12 protein-coding genes are annotated in these 17,254 nt (G+C 72.0%); all 12 read left to right on the top strand.

Annotation, left to right across the window (positions count from 1 at the left end):
* Positions 1-89: 89 nt before the first annotated feature.
* The 12 genes from VIM26_RS24720 (at position 90) to VIM26_RS24665 (ending at position 14,387) form a co-directional block, all read left to right on the top strand.
* Positions 90-1,268 (top strand): cation:proton antiporter, encoded by a 1,179-nt coding sequence (locus VIM26_RS24720; protein WP_331955991.1) that lies wholly within the window; start codon positions 90-92, stop codon positions 1,266-1,268.
* A 137-nt stretch (positions 1,269-1,405) separates the two neighbouring features.
* Positions 1,406-1,600, top strand: a complete 195-nt coding sequence (locus VIM26_RS24715; RefSeq protein WP_331955990.1) for a hypothetical protein — start codon at positions 1,406-1,408, stop codon at positions 1,598-1,600.
* A gap of 433 nt (positions 1,601-2,033) precedes the next feature.
* Positions 2,034-3,296, top strand: coding sequence for a toxic anion resistance protein (locus tag VIM26_RS24710; protein WP_331955989.1), 1,263 nt, complete (start codon positions 2,034-2,036; stop codon positions 3,294-3,296).
* A gap of 30 nt (positions 3,297-3,326) precedes the next feature.
* Positions 3,327-3,881 (top strand): hypothetical protein, encoded by a 555-nt coding sequence (locus tag VIM26_RS24705; protein ID WP_331955988.1) that lies wholly within the window; start codon positions 3,327-3,329, stop codon positions 3,879-3,881.
* A complete protein-coding gene (locus tag VIM26_RS24700) occupies positions 3,878-5,299 on the top strand; it encodes an AAA family ATPase (protein WP_331955987.1) in 1,422 nt (473 codons plus the stop codon). The genes VIM26_RS24705 and VIM26_RS24700 overlap by 4 nt, the downstream gene beginning before the upstream one ends.
* Positions 5,296-6,639, top strand: coding sequence for a hypothetical protein (locus VIM26_RS24695; protein WP_331955986.1), 1,344 nt, complete (start codon positions 5,296-5,298; stop codon positions 6,637-6,639). Before VIM26_RS24700 ends, VIM26_RS24695 begins: the two co-directional genes overlap by 4 nt.
* On the top strand, positions 6,636-7,637 hold the full coding sequence (locus VIM26_RS24690) for a glutamate ABC transporter substrate-binding protein (RefSeq protein ID WP_331955985.1): 1,002 nt from the start codon (positions 6,636-6,638) through the stop codon (positions 7,635-7,637). The genes VIM26_RS24695 and VIM26_RS24690 overlap by 4 nt, the downstream gene beginning before the upstream one ends.
* A complete protein-coding gene (locus VIM26_RS24685) occupies positions 7,637-8,791 on the top strand; it encodes a hypothetical protein (protein WP_331955984.1) in 1,155 nt (384 codons plus the stop codon). Before VIM26_RS24690 ends, VIM26_RS24685 begins: the two co-directional genes overlap by 1 nt.
* Positions 8,788-11,040, top strand: a complete 2,253-nt coding sequence (locus tag VIM26_RS24680) for a serine/threonine-protein kinase (RefSeq protein ID WP_331955983.1) — start codon at positions 8,788-8,790, stop codon at positions 11,038-11,040. The genes VIM26_RS24685 and VIM26_RS24680 overlap by 4 nt, the downstream gene beginning before the upstream one ends.
* A complete protein-coding gene (locus VIM26_RS24675) occupies positions 11,037-12,233 on the top strand; it encodes a PP2C family serine/threonine-protein phosphatase (RefSeq protein ID WP_331955982.1) in 1,197 nt (398 codons plus the stop codon). Before VIM26_RS24680 ends, VIM26_RS24675 begins: the two co-directional genes overlap by 4 nt.
* A gap of 1 nt (position 12,234) precedes the next feature.
* A complete protein-coding gene (locus tag VIM26_RS24670; RefSeq protein WP_331955981.1) occupies positions 12,235-13,518 on the top strand; it encodes a VWA domain-containing protein in 1,284 nt (427 codons plus the stop codon).
* Positions 13,519-13,667: 149 nt separating this feature from the next.
* Positions 13,668-14,387, top strand: a complete 720-nt coding sequence (locus tag VIM26_RS24665) for an FHA domain-containing protein (protein WP_331955980.1) — start codon at positions 13,668-13,670, stop codon at positions 14,385-14,387.
* Positions 14,388-17,254 lie beyond the last annotated feature (2,867 nt).

Here is a 17,254-nt window from a genome sequence, read left to right as displayed (position 1 = left end):
ACCCATGGCCGTCCTCTGTTACGCCGGGCCGACACCGGTTTCGGCTAGCCTCAGCATCGGATGATCGCCATCGATTACGGGGGCGTTTGATGACCTTCGGGACCCTTGCCATGATCTCGCTGATCGGCGTCCTCGGCCCGCTGCTCGCGCTGCCCCGGCGGTGGAACCTGCCGGTCGTTCTCGGTGAGCTCATCGCCGGCATCGTGCTGGGCCCGACGGGGATCAGCGCGCTGGACGCCTCCGAGGGCACTTTCAGGTTCCTGGCCCAGATCGGGTTCGCCCTGGTGATGTTCGTCGCCGGTTCGCATGTCCCCGTTCGTGACCCGCACCTGCGCGCGGCGGCCCGCATCGGGGCGATCCGGGCCGCCGTCGTCGGCGTGAGCGCCGCGCTGCTCGGGGTGGCGCTGGCCGGCGCGTTCGGCACCGGCCACGGCGGGTTGTACGCGGTCCTGATGGCGTCGTCGTCGGCGGCGTTGATCCTGCCGATCGTCGACTCGCTGCGTCTCGGCGGTGCGCCGGTGCTCGAGATGCTGCCCCAGGTGGCGATCGCCGACACCGCCTGCATCGTTGCCCTGCCCCTGGTCATCGACCCCGTTCACGCCGGGCGCGCGGCGCTGGGCGCGGTGGCCGTGCTGGGATCCGCGGCGGTGCTCTTCTTGGTGCTGCGATATCTGGAGACCAGCGGAATCCGCCGCCGCGCGCATCACATCTCGTCCCAGCGCAAGTTCGCCCTCGAGCTGCGCACCAACCTGGCGATCCTGTTCGGTCTGGCCGCCCTCGCCGCAGCGACCCACGTGTCGATCATGCTCGCCGGGTTCGCCTTCGGGCTCGCGGTCGCGCTGGTCGGCGAGCCCCGACGCCTCGCGCGGCAGCTCTTCGCGGTCACCGACGGTTTCCTCGGACCGCTCTTCTTCATCTGGCTCGGGTCCTCGCTCGACCTGCGCGACCTCGCGCGCCACCCGTCCTTCATCATGCTCGGCCTGCTGCTCGGGGTGGGAGCGGTCGCGGCGCATCTGGTGACTCGCCTGATCGGCCAACCGCTGCCGATCGGTGCCCTGACGTCGGCGCAGCTCGGGGTCCCGGTGGCCGCGGCGACGGTCGGCTCCCAGCTGAACCTGCTCGTGCCCGGTGAGGCGGCCGCGCTGATCCTCGGGGCACTGGTGACGATCGCCGCCACGGCGGTCGCGGGCGGGCTCAGCGTGCGCTCGGGGCTGACCGACCATGCCGCCTCGACCGAGCAGCCGCCGGCCGGCCGGGACGCCACGTAGTCGCGGGGCTTTTCGGGCGAATGTGATGCGGTGTACACTAATTTCACCGACTTCCGGAGAAGTGAGTTGGCTGCGTTCGCGAGAACATCGCTCAACGCACGCATCGGCCCGTGTCGTGAAGACAATGAAGCCCATTGGTGATCAATCTCGCCGGGCCAGAAGTAGAACCCTTCGACCTGTCGATGGGGTTCGATCGACGCATCGAATTATCGATGCGGCACCGAAATCCGCCGTTCGCTGCACGGCTTTATTCGTCGACCGTTCTGCAGTCGCAGAACTCGCGAAGACCGCTCGAGCGCGAACGGCGATCGCTGACCGGGGGACAGTTGTGACATCACTGAGGGAACTGCTGCTGGCCGAGCGGCAACGTGAGCGCGCGAGCCGCAGGGCGTCGTCGTCGGCTGCCTTGAGGCATCCGGCGAACGGTCTGACGCCGACCGTCGGCCGGTTGCCGGAATCCGCGGACGGGCAGCCGGCCGACGGGCAGCGGGAGGATCGGGCGCGGCGCTTCGCCGAGATCGAGGCCTTGATCATCGGCCGGGAGCGTGCGCTGCGGGCCGCCGGGCCGGATCACGTCGACTCGGGAACGGATCACTTGGACCCGGGCATGGCGCGGCCCGCGGCCCGCACCGCGGTATCCGCACGGCGTTCGAGACGGTCCGGGAGACGCCTGCATTCGGTCGGGTAACCCAGTATGTTTGCCGAAAGTCCTTGGGGCGAGGACCGCCGCCTCCTGGGCGGCGTGGGGTGAGGAAGGACGACCACGTGACCGAGGTCAACCCGTCGCAGGCCGGTTCGGAGCAGGTGGCGGCGCTGGCGCCGCCGGCCACTTTGGAGCCCGCCCTCACACTGACTGTCCCCGCCGCGCCGGCGCCGGTCCAGGCGACCGCGGCTCCGCGGATGGCGCCGGCGGTCGAGCCCGCTGCGCTGCCCGCCCTGGACGCCAAGGTCGGTGACTTCCTCACCTCTCTCATGACTGCCGAGCCGCACTCACCGGAGTTCGCCGCGAAGGCCGGCGACGTCCGCTCGATGGGCGACTCGGACATCAGGCACGCCGCCGAGAGCTCCAACCGGCTGCTGAAGTCCCCGGTCCGGGCGCTCACCGAGGGTGGGCTCGCCTCCGGGTCGAAGGTCGGCACGACGCTAACCGAGCTGCGCCGCACCGTGGAGGACCTCGACCCGCAAGGGGCGCAGGGCGGCCGGAAGTTCCTCGGCTTGATTCCGTTCGGTGACAAGATCACCGACTACTTCCGCAAGTACCAGAGCGCGCAGAGCCACCTCGACGCGATCCTGCACGCCCTGCGCGACGGGCAGGACGAGCTACGCAAGGACAACGCCTCGCTCAACCTCGAGAAGGGCGAGCTGTGGGCGGCGATGGCCCGCCTCAACCAGTACGTCTACATCGCCGAGCGGCTCGATGCGCGGCTCGCCGCCGGGATCGCGGAGCTCGAGGCGACCGACCCCGACCGGGCCCGGTCCCTGCGCGACGACGTCCAGTTCTACGTGCGGCAGAAGCACCAGGACCTGCTGGTCCAGCTCGCCGTGTCGATCCAGAACTACCTGGCGATCGACGTCGTGATCAAGAACAACCTCGAGCTCGTCAAGGGCGTCGACCGGGCGGCCACGACGACCGTGTCGGCCCTGCGCACCGCGGTGATCGTGGCGCAGGCGCTGGGCAACCAGAAGCTCGTGCTCGATCAGATCTCGGCGCTCAACACCACGACGTCGAACCTCATCGAGCGCACCTCGCAGATGCTCAAGGACAACTCGGTGCGCATCCAGGAGCAGGCCGCGTCGGCGACCATAGGCCTGCCGCAGCTCCAGGCGGCGTTCGCGAACATCTACGCCACGATGGATGCGATCGACACGTTCAAGGTCCAGGCGCTCGACACGATGGCGGCCACGATCGGCACGCTCGAGACCGAGGTCGGCAAGTCGCGCGCGTACCTCGACCGGGTCCAGGAGCACGACGACCGGCTGGCCAGCGGATCGCTCGACCTGGACGGCGCGGCCGGCGCTGGCCGATGAACCCAGGCGCTCGCCGCGAGCGGAGCGTTGATGGCGTCACTGGCTGACCTCGTCGCGCGGGTGTTCGGCCGTCAGCGTGCCGCGGAACCGGCCGAGCGACTCGTGCTGCCTTCCGTGCCGACCAGTGCCGACCTGCTCGCCGCCGTCGAGCGGGTCGAGGCCCTCGTGGCGGACGGCGCGGTCCCGGCTCCGGTCGCCTCCCGGGTGGCCCGGGTGACCCGCGTCGTGCGCGAGACCATCCCGCGGTTGGACCGGATCGGGGCCGGCAGCCTCGACGCCTACTCGGTCATGGCCACGGCCACCGACTACCTGCCCGAGGCGGTCGGTGGGTACCTGCGGCTGCCGCGCGACTGGGCGAACAGCCGACCCGTCGACAACGGGCGTACGTCCCTGATGGTACTGATCGACCAGCTCGACCTGCTCGCGCGCACGATGGACCTCGTCTTCGACGCGGTGAACCGGTCGGACGCGGCGGCGCTGGTCGCGCACGGGCGCTTCCTCGCGGAGAAGTTCGGCACGCACTCCACCGGCGGCCAGCTCGAGATCGGTCAGATCACGCCGCTGCCGCCGGAGCCGACACCGTGAGCGTCCAGCGCACGACGTCGCTCGGTGACGCGCTCGACGAGCTCGCCGCCGTCGGGACTGCCGCCGGCCTGGTCGCCGCCGAGGTGCGCGGCGAGGGCGCCGCGCTCGCCGCGGCGGTCGCCGAGTCGGCACCGCGGGCCGCGACGGACTGGCTCGAGCACGTGCGCGGTGCGTCCGGCCCCCTCGCCGTGCAGGACTTCTTCGACGCGGCGACGCGCGGGCGCCGCTGGCGCGCCGCACCGACGCGGCTGCTGGGCGAGCTGGTCGCGACCGGCTCGCCGCACGCGCCGGCGTACGCCCGGGCCCTCACCGAGGTCACCTCCGCCGCCTGTGCGCTCGGGGAACCCACGCTGCGGGTCATCGGCAACGCGTCGGTCGCCGCTGCCGCCCAGCTCTCGGCCATCCCGCGGACAACGTTCACGACCGGGCCGATCGGGCTGCCCGGCCTGACCGGGCTGCCCGGCGAGCAAGGCCCGGGCGCCGCGGCTCCGGCACACGCCGCGGCGGCGCCCGTCGCGGGGGCGCCCGCCGCGGCGGCACCCGGAGCACCGACCGCCGACGTCGTGCCTGCTGCCGCGCCGCCCAGGACGGTGGACGAGCTGCTCGCCGAGCTGGACGACCTGGTCGGGCTCGCCAGGGTCAAGCGCGAGGTGCACCAGCAGGCCGCGCTGCTGCGGGTGCAGAAGCTCCGTGCCGCGCAGGGGCTGCGCAGCGCGACGATCTCACGGCATCTCGTCTTCACCGGCAACCCGGGCACCGGCAAGACGACCGTGGCCCGCCTGGTCTGCGGGATCTATGCCGCGCTCGGCCTGCTGTCCAAGGGACACCTGGTGGAGGTCGACCGGTCCGAGCTGGTCGCCGGCTACCTCGGCCAGACCGCCGTCAAGACGGCCGACGTGGTGCGCAGCGCGCTCGCCGGCGTGCTGTTCATCGACGAGGCCTACAGCCTCACCGGCGACCAGTACGGCACCGAAGCGGTGGACACCCTGGTCAAGGAGATGGAGGACCACCGCGACGACCTAGTCGTCATCGTGGCCGGGTATCCCGGCCCGATGGCCGAGTTCATCAACGCCAATCCCGGTCTCGCGAGCCGGTTCCGCACCACCGTCGACTTCGACGACTACACGGACGACGAGCTGACCGCGATCTTCGAACGGCTCGCCGCCGCGTCCGACTTCGAGCCCAGCCCGGAGTGTGTCGCACGCTTCCGCGAGCTCCTCGCGGCGGCGTCGCGCGGCACCGGTTTCGGGAACGGCCGCTTTGCGCGGAACGTTCTCGAGGGAGCGATCGGACGCCTCGCGTGGCGGTTGCGCGACGTCGAGGCACCGACCCGTGAGGAATTGCGCGTGTTGCTGCCGGTCGACCTCGACGAGGAGCACATCATGGACACCCCGCCCCAGCCCGGAGGTACCGAGTGACCCAGACCGTGCCCGCCGCTGCACCGGCACCGGCACCGGCACCGGGGCAGGTCCAAGCGCCGGGGCAAGCCCGCGGGCCCTCGCCCGCCGCACCGGGTGCGCGCGCGCAGCGGACCCGTCGCGGTGCTCAGGACACGCCGGGCCGCCTGCGGCTCGTCTCGGCCGCCCTCATCGTCGTGGCCTTGAGCGTCGGGCTGGGCGCGGCGCAGTCGTTCTGGGCCGCCGACGGCGCGTTGGCGCGGGCCGACGCGAACGCCGCCCAGCTCGTGCGCCTGCAGGACATCCAGACCAAGCTCGTGCGCGCCGACGCCGACGCGACGAACGCGTTCCTCGTCGGTGGCCTCGAGCAGCCCGCGCAGCGCCGCGACTACGACCAGGCGATCGAGCGCGCGTCCGCGCAGGTGGCCTTCGCCGCCCGGGCCCAGCCCGCGGACGGCGAGGTCCTCGCCGCACTCAGCACCTCGATCCTGACCTACACCGGCATGGTCGAGCAGGCCCGGGCCATCAACCGGCAGGGGCTCCCGCTCGGCGCCCAGTACCTGCGCGACGGGAGCGCCGGGCTGCGCGCCGACGCGCTGCCGCTGATGGAGGCCTTGAACAAGGCCAACGAGCATCGGGTCGCGGTCGAGTTCGCCAACGCGCGCACGGCGCGGAACCTGGCCATCGCGGCCGCCCTGGTCGGGCTCGTCGTGGTCGGCGGCGCGCTGGTGTGGCTGGCGAGGCGCAGCCACCGTTACGTGAACGTCCCGGTGGCCGCGTCCGGGCTCGTCGTGCTGGCCATCCTCGTGGTGAGCGCCGTCGCGCTCGGTTCGGTCGCGAGTGCGGTCAAGGACGTGCGGACCGGGTCCTACGCCGCCGCGCGGGCGCTGGCGAGCGCGCGCATCGCGGCGTTCGACGCCAAGGCCAACGAGAGCCTCACCCTCATCTCGCGCGGCTCCGGTGCGGCTTTCGAGACCGCGTGGAAGGCCGCGTCAGGTACGACGACGTCCGATCTCGACGTCGCCGTGAGCGTCGGGGGCGCCGACGCCGGCCTGCCCACGAGCTGGACCACGTACACCGTGCTGCACCAGAAGATCAGGGCGCGCGACGACGGCGGCGCGTGGGACAAGGCCGTCGCCGCGGCGGTCAGCCGCGCCGCCGGCAGCGCCAACGCGGCGTTCGACGCCTTCGACAATGCGTCCGAGCAGCGGCTGACGCACGCGGGCGACGCGACGTCGTCGGGCCTGCGGGACGCCGAGTCGGGACTCACGTTCGGCGCCTGGCTTGCGGTTCTGGCCGGAATCCTGGCCGCTAGCCTTGCCTGGTGGGGACTCTCGCAGCGGATCGAGGAGTACCGGTGAGCGCCCTGCGGATTCGTCGCACGGGCCGTGCCCGGTCCTCCAGGCTCACGCTCGGCGTCGTCGTCGTCACGTTGTTCGGCGCGCTGCTCGCCGGGTGCTCGTCGTCGGTTTACGAGACCACGGCGTTGCCGAGCCCGTCGGCGGCGCCGACCACCGCCGCGCCGAGCGCGAGCCCCACGTCCCCGCCCGCATGCGCCAACCCGCTCGCGTCGTACGCGCCACCGCCGGCTGGCTTCAAGGGCATGCTCCAGAGCCCCGACATCAGCAACATCGAGAAGCGCGGTCGGCTGATCGTCGGGGTCTCGGCTGACACGCTGCTGCTCGGGGCCCGCAACCCGATCAGCGGCAAGGTCGAGGGTTTCGACATCGATATGGCCCACCTGGTCGCCAAGGCCATCTTCGGTGACGCCAACAAGCTCGAGCTGCGCGTCATCACCGCCGCCGACCGGATCCCCGTCCTGCAGGACAAGAGCGTGGACCTGGTCGCCCGGAACATGACGATCAACTGCGCCCGCTGGGCGCAGATCGGGTTCTCGGCCGAGTACTACCGCTCGGGGCAGAAGGTGCTCGTCCCGCTCGACTCGACGGCGACGTCCCTCGCCGACCTCGCCGGCAAGCGGGTCTGCGCGCCCGCGGGCTCCACGAGCCTGGACAAGCTCAAGGACTTCCCGAAGGTCATCGCCGTGAGCGCCCCCACCCACACCGAGTGCCTCGTGCGATTCCAGCAGGCCGCGGTGGACGCGATCACCGGCGACGACACCGTGCTCGCGGGGCTCGTCGCGCAGGACCCGTACGCGAAGGTCGTCGGGAAGGCCTTCACGTCCGAGCCGTACGGGCTGGGGATGAACAAGGAGCACACGGACCTGATCCGCTTCGTCAACTACGTGCTCGCGCAGGCCGAGGCCGACGGCAGCTGGAAGGCGTCCTACGACAAGTGGCTCGCCGCGGCACTGGGCCCTGCTCCGGCGCCGCCGGTCGCGAACTACGGGCGCGGCTGATGGACCCGTCCGCGATCACGGTCGCCCCGGCCGCGCCGGCCCGGATGGGTGAGCCCGTCGAGCCGGTCGCGATGCTGCGCTACCTCGAGCAGCTCGGCAGCTGGCGGACCAAGCGTCGCGCCGAGCTGGACGAGCTGGACCAGGCCGCGCTCGCCGCGCCCGACGCCGACTCGCTCACCGGCGACATCACGCTGTCCATGGCGCTGTGGCAGGCGGTCGCCGCCCGCTACGACGAGCTCGAGCGGGTCTGGGACTCGGGCCGGGTCGGCCCCGCCGAGCGGCAGCGGCTCTCGGCCCTGGTCTGGGGACGTCTGGACGCCGGGGCGGGTGCCGGCTCGACGTCGCTCGCGGTCTCGGTGCCCGAGGCGTGCCGGCTGTCGGACGCCCTCGCGGGACAGCTGGCCCGGCGACTGTCCCTCGACCCGGTCGACGTCGACCTCGCCGCGCACCTTCGCTCGCTGCGCGCGACCATCGAGCGGGTCCGCGACCTGCTGCCCGCCGAACCGGCCGGACCCGCGCGGGACGCCCTGGCCGAACGCCTCGCCAAGCTCGACCGTCGCCTGGAGGACGTCACCCGCCGGGCCCAGCGCGGGGCCGACGTCGGCGGCCTGGTGCGGCCGCTCGAGGCGGACGCCGGGGTCACCGAGCGCGACCTCATCGTCGCGGCGGCCACCCGCCGGGACGACGAGCGCGACCGTGCGCGCGCACACGCGCTGCGCGCGGAGCTGATCGCCCGCGCCGCGGAGGTGAACCGGATCGTGGACGCCTGCGTCGCGGCTGTGCGCTCGGCACCGACGCTCGCGGTGCCCCGGGTCGAGGCCCTCGGCCCGGTGCCCGACGACGCGCTCGCCGTCGACGCCTATCTGGTCCGGCTCGCGAACGTGGCCCGCGCGCTGGCCCTCGCCGAGCAGACCTACTCGGGCCCGCTCGCCGAGCTCGACTCGCTGCGCCAGCTGCTCGACGTCTATCACGCCAAGGCCGCCGCGATCGATCGCGCGGACCGCCCCGAGGTCGGGGAGATCTACCGGCAAGCCGTCGCCGTCCTCGGCGAGACGCCGACCGATCTGCCGCGCGCGCACGCCGTCGTCGCCGCGTACCAGACCCTGCTCTCCGGGGCGTCGTCGAGCCCCGCCTCCTCAGGACGGACCGCATGAGCGCCATCGCCTGCACGCAGCCGGGGTGCACCGGCACCATCGTCGACGGGTACTGCGACGTCTGCGGCTCGCCGGGCGGCGCGGCGCCGGACGCGTCGTCGTCGGGCACCATCGCGACGGGCGGGCGATCGGGGAGCGGCCCCGCGGGGCTCGACTCGGCGGTGTCGACGGTTTCCCGGGCCTCCAACCGCCTCGCGTCCACGGCGATGGGATCGGCGCGCCGCGCGGGCGGCACCAAGGTCACCCAGCGCACCGGGACGTCGTCGACCCGGCTGCGCGCGGCGCGGCTGGGCGCCGGGCTGACGACCGTCCCGCCGCAGCCGGCCATCGACGCCTCGAAGGCGCTCATGACGAACCCGATGGTCGCCGAGGAGAAGCGGATCTGCTCGTCGTGCGGCTCGCCGGTCGGGCGCTCGGTCGACGGGCGACCGGGCCGCACCGAGGGGTTCTGCCCGCAGTGCCGCAGCCCGTTCTCGTTCACGCCCAAGCTCAAGGCCGGCGACCTGGTCGGCGGTCAGTACGAGGTCGCGGGGGCGCTCGCGCACGGCGGTCTCGGCTGGATCTACCTCGCGCGGGACCGCAACGTGTCCAACCGGTGGGTCGTGCTCAAGGGCCTGCTCAACTCCGACGACGCCGACGCGCTCGCCGCGGCCATCGCGGAGCGGCAGTTCCTCGCGCAGGTCGAGCACCCGCTGATCGTCGAGATCTACAACTTCGTCACGCACGAGGGCGCCGGCTACATCGTCATGGAGTACGTCGGGGGCACGTCGCTCAAGTCGCTGCTCAAGGACCGGATGCGGGCCGCCGGAAAATACCACCCGTTGCCGCTCGACCAGGCGATCGCGTACATCCTGGAGATCCTGCCCGCCTTCCAGTACCTGCACGACCTCGGGCTGGTGTACTGCGACTTCAAGCCGGACAACATCATCCAGATCGGCGACGACGTCCGGCTCATCGACCTCGGTGGCGTGCGGCGCCTGGCCGACGTGGAGTCCGCGATCTACGGCACGGTCGGCTACCAGGCACCCGAGGTTCCCGACGTCGGCACGAGCATCGCCTCGGACATCTACACGATCGGTCGCACCCTGCTGGTGCTCGCGATGGAGTTCCGCGGCTACCAGTCGACGTACGTCGCGTCGCTGCCGTCGGTGGCGGACACGCCGCTGTTCCAGCGGTACGACTCGTTCTACCGGCTGCTCGTCAAGGCCTGCGCGCTGGACCCGGCGGACCGGTTCGCGTCCGCCGCCGAGCTGCGCGTCCAGCTCCTCGGGGTGCTCCGCGAGGTGGTCGCCACCGACCGTCCGGGCGACCCGAGCGCCCGCCACGCGCCGCCGTCCCTGCTCTTCGACACCCCGAACGTGTCCGACTCCACCCTCGAGTGGAGCGACCTGCCCGGGCTGGTCGTGGACACCTCCGACCCGCAGGTCGGCTGGCTGGCGACGGTGAGCGTCGAGGACCCCGCGGCCCGGCTCGAGCTGTTGGCCAACGCCCCCGGGCGTTCGCCGGAGGTGCTGCTGCACTCCGGCCGCGCGGCGCTGCTCGCCGGCCGCCTCGACGTCGTCGACGCGGTCGCCGACGAGATGCTGACCGCGGACCCGTGGGAATGGCGGGCGGTCTGGCTGCAGGGCCTGGCGGCCCTGCACCAGAAGGACGGCGCGGGCGCGCAGTCGGCGTTCAACGCCGTCTACGGCCAGGTACCGGGTGAGCTCGCGCCCAAGCTGGCCCTCGCGCTGGCCTGCGAGACGAGCCACGAGTTCGACATCGCGGAGGCGCTGTACGACACGTGCGCCCGCTGCGACGCGTCGTACACGGCGCCCGCCGCGTTCGCCATGGCGAGGATCCGGTCCGCGCGGGGCGACACCGCGGGCGCGGTCGCCGCGCTCGACCTCGTCCCGCAGACGAGCCGGGCGTACACCGAGGCGCGCCGGCAGCGGGCCGGCTTGCTCGCCGCGTCCGGCGGCGGCCTGACCGCGCTGGCCGAGGCGATGACCAGCGTCGACGGCATCGGCATCGATCCGCTGGACCGGTCGAGGCTCACCGCCAACGTGCTGCAGGAGGCGTTGCGGCTCGTGCTCGAGAAGGGTCCGCAGCCCGCGCTTCGGATCGGCGGCCACCGGGCCGACGAGCCCGCGCTGCGCGACGGGCTCGAGGGCGCGTACCGCCAGCTCGCGACGATGGCCGAGAGCCGCGAGGAGCGCGTGGCGCTGGTCGACGCGGCCAACGGCGTCCGGCGCTGGACGCTGCGATGAGCGAGGCAGCCGTCGGTACCACGGTGGTCTGCTCCACGTGCGGCAGCATCTCGGCCGCCGACGCTCGGTTCTGCGAGGAATGCGGCAGCGACCTGCCCGGAGCACCCGACGGCGCGGCGCCCGCGGCTGGGGCGGCGGGGGAGCCGGTCGCAGAGCGCGCGGAGGAGCCGGTACCCGAGCCGTCGGGCACGGCAGCAGAGCCCTCGGGCAGTGTGGTCGGGCCGTCGGGCACACCAGCTGGGCCGTCGGGCACGGCAGCCGGCCCCGCGCCCTGCCGGGAGTGCGGCGGCGTCGTCGCCGCCGACGGCTACTGCACGACGTGCGGCGCGAAGGCACCGCGCGCGCGCGACCACGTCGTCGAGCAGCCGCAGTCCTGGGTGGCCGCGGTGAGCGACCGCGGCGTGCGGCACCACCGCAACGAGGACGCCGCGGCGGTCGCCGCGGACACCGAGCCCGGGAGCCGTGCGGTGCTCGTGGTGTGCGACGGCGTGTCGTCGTCGGAGGACTCCGACGTCGCCAGCCTCGCGGCAGCCCGCGCGGCGCGCGAGGTCCTGGTCGGCTCGCGCTCGAAGGGGCTGGGCAGCCAGTCCGCGCTGTCGGGCGTGTTCCGTACCCGCCTGGAGATCGCGACCGACGCGGCGAGCGACGCCGTCGCGCGGATGACGTCGCCGGACCACGGCACGAGCCCGCCGTCGTGCACGTTCGTCGCTGCGGTCGTCGAGAACGGCCGGGTCGTGGTCGGCGTGGTGGGCGACAGCCGGGCGTACTGGCTGCCGGACACGGGCGAGCAGCAGATGCTCACGGTCGACGACTCGTGGTCCGCCGCGCAGATCGCGGCGGGCGTCCCACGCGAGCAGGCCGAGGCGGGCCCGCAGGCCCACGCCATCACGCGGTGGCTCGGGGTCGACGCCCCGGACCACACGCCGCGCGTGACCACTCTGCTCGTGGACCGGCCCGGCTGGCTCATGCTGTGCTCCGACGGCCTGTGGAACTACTGCTCGCCGGCCGACGAGCTCGGTGCGCTCGTGCAGCGGACGGCCGCCGTCGCGGCGGGTGAACCGCTCGCGCTCGCCTCGAGGCTCGTCGACTGGGCCAACGCGCAGGGCGGACATGACAACATCACGGTGGCGCTGGCCCGGCTCGGCGATCCTGCGCCGAATCCCCTCGCCGCAGAGAAGAACGGGGAGAGCTGAGATGGCCGATTTCACGGCGCAGGTGTTCCAGAACGAGTTCCTGCCGGACGGGGGCACGGACGTCCACGCGATCGTCACGGTCACCTGCACCGGTGCCGGTCAGGCCGGGCAGTCGGGTGCGGGCGAGGCCGCCGAGATCGTCATCGTCGACACCTCCGGGTCGATGGGCGTCGTCGGGATCCAGGCCGCCCAGCTGGCCGCCGTCGCTGCGCTCGACCAGGTCCTCGACGGGACGTGGTTTGCGGTCATCGCGGGCAACCATCAGGGCCGGCTCGCCTACCCGACGGACAGCCCCGAGCTCGGCATGGCCCGGATGGACTCCCGCGCCCGAGCGGCGGCCCGGGTCGCGATCGGGTCGTTCTACGCCGAGGGCGGGACCGCGATGGGGACCTGGCTCGAGCTCGCGACCGCGGTGTTCGCCTCGGTGCCGTCGGCCACCCAGCGGCACGCGATCCTGCTCACCGATGGCAAGAACCAGCACGAGACGCCGGCCGAGCTGACCCGCCGGATCGCGGCCGCGAGCGGGCGGTTCCAGTGCGACTGCCGCGGGGTCGGTGCCGACTGGGAGGTCGGCGAGGTCCGTCGCATCGCGGTGGCCCTGATGGGCACGGTCGACCTGATCCCCACCCCGGCGCAGATGGCGGGGGAGTTCGAGAAGCTCATGCGGGCCGCGATGGGCCGCGGCGTCGCGTCGGCAGACCTGCGCGTGTGGGCTCCGCAGGGTGCCCGCGTGCAGTTCGTCCGCCAGGTCGCGCCCGCGGTCGAGGACCTCACCGGCCGGCGCCGCGAGGTGAACGCCCTCACCGGGGCGTACCCGACCGGCAGCTGGGGGGACGAGTCGCGCGACTTCCACGTCGCGGTCCGGCTGCTCGCCGCCAAGGGCGTCGGCCAGGAGCAGCTGGCCGCCCGCGTGCAGCTCGCGCTGGGTGACGAGGTCCGCGCCCAGGGCCTGGTCAAGGCCATGTGGTCCGACGACGACGCGCTCACCGCCCGGATCAACCCGGAGGTCGCGCACTACACCGGCCAGACCGAGCTCGCCGACGCGATCCAGGAAGGCCTCGCGGCCAAGGCCGCCGGCGACGACCGGACCGCGACGGCCAAGCTCGGCCGCGCGGTGCAGCTCGCGGCCCAGACCGGCAACGACGAGGCCACGTCCAAGCTGAAGAAGGTGGTCGACATCGAGGAGGCGGGGACCGGCAAGGTGCGCCTGCGCAAGAGCGTGGACCGGCTCGACGAGATGGCGCTCGACACCGCCTCCACCAAGACGACGCGGGTCAAGCGATGAGCACGACCTGCCCGAACGGGCACGTGACCACGGCGACCGACTACTGCGACACGTGTGGCGCGCCGCTGGACGTCGGTGCGGGAGCTGGAACTGGAACTGGTGCTGGCTCTGGTGCTGGCTCTGGTGCGGGTGCTGGCGCTGGTGCCGGGGTGCCGAGCGGGACGCCTGGATCTGCGGCGACCCCAGTCGCGACGTCGGCGCCCGCCGCCCCGGCGAACCCCGCCGCCCCGACGGTGCAGACATGCCCGAACTGCCATACCGAGAACCTCCCCGACGCCCTGTTCTGCGAGGGCTGCGGGTACGACTTCACGACCGGCGCGATGCCGCGCGTCGTCGCGCCGCCGTCGGCGCTCGACCTGGGCTCGCCGGGATCGGGAACGGGCGCCGGTGCTGGTACCGCTGCCGGCCCGACGGCGGGCTCGGCGCCGCCGGTCTCGCTCGCGCCGAGCGTCCCGCTGGAGTGGGTCGCTGAGCTCTGGATCGACCCGGACTGGTACGCGGTCCAGGAGAGCGACGAGACTCTCCCGTCGCCCGGGCTGCCGGCGATCGTCCCGCTCACCGCGCGCAGCGTGCTCGTCGGGCGCGTGTCGAAGAGCCGCAACATCCACCCCGAGGTCGACTGCGACGGGGATGTCGCCGTGAGTCGCAGGCAGGCCCAGCTCACCACCGACGGCACGCGCTGGTGGGTCGAGGACCTCCAGTCGTCCAACGGCACCTACGTCGGGCCCGACAGCGGCCCCCTCCCGGAGGATCCGATCACGCCCGGCCAGCGCCACGAGCTCGCCGAGGGGGACCGGGTCTACGTCGGGGCGTGGACCCGCCTCGTCGTCCGCCGCGCCACCGACGACGAAAAGGCCGCCCCCCGCTAGCCCTCGTTACCGTCGAGTTGTCAACGTGAGCGCGGTCCATGCACCGCGCTGCGCCTGACACATCTCATCTCCGTCGAGTTGTCAGCGTGAGCGCGGTCCATAAACCGCGCTGCGCTTGACAACTCGCGCTGGTAATCGGGTGCGCCCAAAGGTGCCGATCCCAGAGTCGGTCGCGCGTCCCAGCCCAAGCCCGGGCCGCGCAGCTCCCGCCGGGTCGCTCAGTCGGTTGGAAAGCGATCGATGGTCCAGCGCCCCGGAATCGACCCGGGCGTCGTTCCAAACGCGAATCCGCCCACCCTCACCCCGACGCGGCTCACTGCATTCGAATCGAGCATCGAACTGGGAGTGGTTGTCGTCCGGGAGGCCTTCAGGAGGACAACAACTCCCAGTTCGACGACGAGCTGCCCGTTACCTTCCACACCCGCAGAGGGCCGGTGGCCGCGTCGGAGAGGAATCGAGAGTCAGGCGTCGGAGGCGTTCAAAGTCTTCCAAAAGCCCCGACCGGCGCCCCGCTGAACGACCCGGTGACCTGATCCGCCGAATTCCCTCGGTGGACCGGCGGCCACGTCCAGTCACTCCCGCTCGGCCGCGCACTCGACCCGTCGGACCCCCGCCCGCCGCGTCGACGGCAGCCGAATCCTGACCAGGCGAGGCAGCTAATCCTGACCAGGCGAGGCAGCTAATCCTGACCAGGCGAGGCAGCCGAATCCTGACCAGGCGAGGCAGCTAATCCTGACCAGCGCCGCAGCCCAATCCTGACCATCCGCGCGCTCCGCGTGTCGGTCCGGAACTTTACCGAGATCCTCGGTCGTTTCGACCCTCGGCCGTTTCGTGCGGGGGAGGAAGCATCCGTGGAACGTGGAGAACCGGGCTGAGATCCGCGGCGCGCCCGCCGGATGCGAGTCGATCGCTGAGGACTTGCGGGTCGTGGGGGTCTTGAGCGACACGCTGAACGCGCGCTGGCGAGCGAGGAGTCGCTCGACGACGCGGTCGTCACCCGACCTCGACGAGGAGGTCACGCAGGTCGACGCCGACCGGACCGTCGCTACCTCAGCCCGGCCGATCTGATCGGAGGATCCAGGCTGGGTCGGCGGTCGGGGGATCGGGCGAATGTTCACGTCCGTGACGAACAGACCAAATCTACGTAAATCATGAAGAACCGATTATTTCTATCAAAACGGACAAGACAGCTTCGCCAGCCCCGACGAGGGGGTCCAGCCGCACAGCATGCGAGCCCGAAGCGGACGCGAACGAGCCGCTCAGCGGGGACAGGGCGATCGCCGCATCCGTTCACTCGAGGTGCCGTGAACTGCGAGTCGTTGTCGCGAATTTGCGATCGGCGCGACAACAACTCGCAGTTCGCGGATCGTGTGGCGGCCGCCACGGGCATGAGACCGGCCTGAGCCGATTCTTGCCATGTTCATGGGACCACCTGGGTTGCCAGCCATGGGACCACCGGGTAGGTCGTGCGAATGGTTGATCGGGGGCTGGTGCTAGCGATTGTCGACGCCGAGTGAAAACTGACCCTCAGGTGTCGAACTCGCCCGGCAGAAGGGGGTCAGTTTTCAACCGGCGTTGACATCGATGACGTCATGTCGAGCGACGTGGAGGTCGCTGGTGATGTCCGGGGGTGGACGTGGTCGAGGTTCGGGAAGTTCTGCGCTACCGGCTCGCCGGGGAGGGTGGGGTGCGGATCGCTGCTGAGGGGAGGGGTTGATCTCTTGACCGCGGCGCGAGGGCAGTTATCAGCGGTTGGCCGGCATCGGCGGCCGAACAATCGAGGGCAGAGCGATGCTTTTCCGCACCTATACGGCAGACCTACGCAAATCAGTTCGAACCAGTCATAACGACTAACACGGACACAGCAGCTCCGCCTGCCCGGACGAACGGGGTGGGGCCCGTCGTGACCCGACGGGGTTCTCGTTGCACTGGAGCTGGCGTTCATTCGAGAGCGTTCACGAACGGCTCCCGTTCGAGGTCCGTCTCGACGCTCGTGACCTCCCGGCCAGCGTTGCGACGTCAGGCGCCGTTGCGACGTCGGCAAGCGCGGTCGCGAAGCCGGTGGGGATCTGACGGGCTCGGAGGTGCGCCGCACCGATGACGCAGCCCGGAGGCATGGGGGAGGGGCGGTCGGCCTGAGTCAGCTCGCGGGTCGAATCTGCACACATTCGGCGCAGCACGTGGTCAACGCGGGTTGGAAACCGACCCCCTTCTGCCGGGTGAGTTCGAGGCACCGGGGGGTCAGTTTTCACTCGGCATCGACACGCGTCGCGCTTCGCGGCACAAGATCCGTTCTCGGCGGCGCGAGCCCTCGCGACACGAGCGGACCATCTTCGGCCTGCCCCGGCGTCCGGCGCCTGGCGGCTGTCGGCCGGCGTCGTTAGCCCGCTGGCCGGCAGGACGACTGGCCCGCTGGCCGGTCAAAATACCTAGATCTGTCACAAACGATGCTAAACCTACGCAAATCATGAGGAACTGGTCATTTAGACCAAAACGGACAGGGCAGCTACGCCAGCCCGGACGAGGGGGGGCAGGTGGTTGTGGCTCACCGGGCTTGTTGAGCGGAGAGTTGTTGTCCGCAACGCACGAGTCTGCGACGCCGGGACCTGCAACCCCCGGGTCCGCAACGCCGGGACCTGCAACACCCGGGCCGCAACCCCCGGGCCGCAACCCCCGGGTCCGCAACTCTGAGGTGCGACGACGCCGCGCTCCGCAACGTGATCGCCTGCTCGGCGACGCCGATTCAGCTCGCGGTCCGAGGGTTCCGCTTGCGTCCCGGGACGGGAAGGATGACGCTATGAGCAAAGATGCTGCAGGCCAGGGGGCTACGGCCGGGGGAGTCGAGGAGCGCGTCGCCCTGGGAAGGG

Source organism: Pengzhenrongella sp., from assembly GCF_036565025.1.
Taxonomy (GTDB): domain Bacteria; phylum Actinomycetota; class Actinomycetes; order Actinomycetales; family Cellulomonadaceae; genus Pengzhenrongella.
The sequence above is the reverse complement of the archived record's forward strand: the minus strand, read 5'-3'. Positions and strand labels throughout refer to the sequence as shown.